The following is a 3,159-nucleotide window of genomic DNA, read 5'->3' as shown; positions in this document are numbered from 1 at the left end:
TTTTCATCCCGACGCTCCCCTAATAGCTGCCGCACTTGCTCCGCCTTTTCCTGACGGAATGCTCCGCAAACATGTCGGCGACAGCCGTTAACGCAGTTATGCGAAGCGCAAAACGGGAGAGCGCGGGTCTTCAACCAACGTTGAGATAACTAACCTGTATCCTAGTCTTAACGATATTTATCTAGGGTTTGCGCTCAAAAGTCTTTTTTTCAGAGGAGGAGCCAGAATTCAGAATCGGTGAATTTCCTACGGAATGCTCCGCAAACAGGAGGAATGGGAATTATAGAAGAAGTAGTCAGAAGAACCTTCTCTTGATTTTTCTGCCATAATCGTCCCAAAATACTAGCATGCATGAGCTTGAGCGACCGAAAATATGCGCACTTTTTTCGAGCAAAAAAGGCTGAAACCAATATCAATCAATGCTTTAATATTTAATCAGCAAACCCTATCTAAATGTTGGCATTTATACCCGCGCTCTCCGCAGATCGGGAGCGCCGGGATGAGTGCCAATCAATGTTGTGGTTTTACACAGAATAAGTTAAAATGCCAACGTAGAATTAGCAAGCAGTAAATGGTTGAAAAAGCTTACAAGTTTAGATTCTATCCTACTCCAGAGCAGGAAAACCTGTTGAGGACAACTTTAGGCTGTGTTTGAGTGATCTACAACAAAGCTTGAGCTGCTAGAACTCAAGCTTGGTATGAAAGCAAAGAACGAGTAGGGTATAAGCAAACTTCTGCTATGCTGACGAACTGGAAAAAACAGGAAGATTTAGATTTCCTCACAGAAGTTAGCACTGTTCCATTACAGCAAGGCTTAAGACATCTACAAACAGCTTTTACCAACTTCTTTAGTGAACGTGCAAAATATCCCAACTTTAAGAAAAAGCGCGCTGGGTGGTAGTGCAGAATTTATGCTCGTCCGCATTTAAGTGGAAAGATGGTCAAGTCTATCTAGCAAAATGTCTTGAACCATTATCAATTAGATGGAGCAGGCAACTACCACTTGGTTCTGTACCAACTACAATTACAGTTAAACTTGACCCCAGTAGCAGATGGTCAGTGTCTGGAGAGAGTCAATGACACCAGAGATTTAACTCTCAAGCCAGCAACCAAGCAGGTAGGCATTGACTTAGGAATCACTAGCTTAATAACTACCAGTGATGGAAAAAAAATAGCTAATCCTAAGAATCTTCATAAATTACATAAAAAACTGAGGTTAGCTCAGAAGTCTTTATCTAGGAAAACCTTTGGGTCAAATAACTATCAAAAAGCTAGGCTGAAAGTAGCTAGGATACACGCAAAAATTAAAGATTCAAGACTAGACTATACCCATAAGCGTGCCCACTCAGCTAATCAAAGAAAACCAATTGATTGTAGTTGAAGATTTAGCAGTAAAAAACATGGTTAAAAACCATAAATTAGCTAGGGCAATAAGCGATGCCAAGAAACAGCCCTGCCCTTTGAAGGGGAAAAAAAAGCGGTCGAGGGATGGCGAGGTCTCCTCGCCATATCCAATCGACCAAGAGAAGAAATAATATCTCCTTATATTCAATTCCGTAACGGTTAAAACCCGAGGTAATTATCAATTATCCATTATCCATTATCAATTAATAAACTATTTTTGATTAATTTATGAAATATAAATTATTATTTGTTTGTCTTGGTAATATCTGCCGTTCTCCATCAGCAGAAAATATTATGAATCATCTGATAGAAAAAGCTAATTTGAACGATAGTATAGTTTGTGATTCTGCTGGTACAGGAGGTTATCATATAGGTAGTCCACCTGATTCTAGGATGACTTATGCAGCTAAGATGCGAGGAATTACTCTTAAAGGTGCAGCTCGTAAATTTAAAGTAGAAGATTTTGATGATTTTGACTTAATCTTAACAATGGATAAGGATAATTATCGGGATGTACTGCGTTTAGATACTGTCGGTAAATATCAGGATAAAGTTAAATTAATGTGCAACTTTTGTAGGTATTTTGATGTGCAGGAAGTTCCCGATCCTTATTATGGTGGTCAGGATGGATTTGACTATGTAATTGAAATACTTTTAGATGCTTGTGAGGGACTATTAGACTATATCATTAATCAAAAAAAATAGCGATCAATGAATTCTAAATTAGTCTTATTTTTTGCAAAAAATCAACTAAAACTAACTCAATTTAAAATTAATTATTCAAGTAATTTTCCATAGTAAAACGAACTAATTCAGCTCGATTATTGGTATTGGTTTTTCTAAATAAACTACTGACATATTTTTCAATAGTTCTATGGCTTAAATGTAGGCGATCGCCAATTTGAACATTAGAAAGACCATTAACTAAATGACTCAAAACTTGTTGCTCTCGCTCAGTCAAATTAATCTGAGCATTGGCGATAACTGACTGAGATACTACCTCTGAATAATGTGATTTAGATAGCTTTTCTGTCTGAGAATATTGATTAAATGTAGGTGAAACTTGAGCAATAAGAGCAGACCGTTCCAACAAAGACCGAACTATTGCTCCTAACTCTGGTAACTCAAAAGGCTTTGGTAAGTAAATATCACACCCCAAATTATAGCCTTTTACTCGTTCTTCTGTACTTGTATGGGCAGTTAAAAAAATCACAGGCAATAAACGAAAAATGGGACGCGATCTAACTTGTCGTACCAGGTCATAACCATCAATTTCTGGCATGGCAATATCAGTAATCATCAGGTGTGGCCGAGATTTCTCTAATAAATCCAAAGCTTGTTGACCATTTTCAGCTTTGATTACCGAATAACCAGAAATCTCTAGGTAATCACCAACACATAAACGAGTTCCCAAATCATCATCAACTACGAGAATTGTTAAGGGCATTATTTAATGGGAATAGGGAAGTAAATTAACATTAGAAGCAGGGAAATACCCAGAGTATTAATAGCTAATTTTTGTGCTTGTCAAGTTATCCTCTATGGAAATACTCATGACCAGAAATTTGGTCAATAACTTTCTTTTTAAAGGGGATAAAAAGCGGTTGAGGGATGGTGAGGTCTCCTCGCCATATCCAATCGACCAAGAGAAAAGAAAATTAAGTATTCTTGTGCCTCCCTATTGCAAGAGGTACTGTTAAGTGACAGTATAGCTCCTTCTTACTTTTAATATGCGCAGCAAAGCATTCCGTTTGC

At 37.6% G+C, this 3,159-nt stretch carries 2 protein-coding genes and 1 pseudogene; 2 read left to right on the top strand and 1 reads right to left on the bottom strand.

From position 1 onward, the window contains the following. Positions 1-571: 571 nt before the first annotated feature. Positions 572-1,442: pseudogene (locus F6K54_RS43955) on the top strand (RNA-guided endonuclease InsQ/TnpB family protein); the annotation flags it as partial. Positions 1,443-1,632: 190 nt separating this feature from the next. Then, complete coding sequence (locus tag F6K54_RS42390) at positions 1,633-2,109, top strand: low molecular weight protein-tyrosine-phosphatase (protein ID WP_293090484.1); 477 nt, start codon at positions 1,633-1,635, stop codon at positions 2,107-2,109. A gap of 67 nt (positions 2,110-2,176) precedes the next feature. Here F6K54_RS42390 and F6K54_RS42385 read toward each other — a convergent pair whose 3' ends face one another. Beyond that, on the bottom strand, positions 2,177-2,851 hold the full coding sequence (locus F6K54_RS42385; RefSeq protein ID WP_293090483.1) for a response regulator transcription factor: 675 nt from the start codon (positions 2,849-2,851) through the stop codon (positions 2,177-2,179). Between the last annotated feature and the right edge of the window lie 308 nt (positions 2,852-3,159).

This window comes from Okeania sp. SIO3B5, assembly GCF_010692555.1.
In the GTDB taxonomy this organism is placed as follows: Bacteria; Cyanobacteriota; Cyanobacteriia; order Cyanobacteriales; family Microcoleaceae; genus Okeania.
The sequence above is the reverse complement of the archived record's forward strand: the minus strand, read 5'-3'. Positions and strand labels throughout refer to the sequence as shown.

Coding starts and splice junctions, on each gene's coding strand:
- F6K54_RS42390 (WP_293090484.1), top strand. CDS start 1,633: ATGAAATATAAATTATTATTTGTTTGTCTTGGTAATATCTGCCGTTCT.
- F6K54_RS42385 (WP_293090483.1), bottom strand. CDS start 2,851: ATGCCCTTAACAATTCTCGTAGTTGATGATGATTTGGGAACTCGTTTA.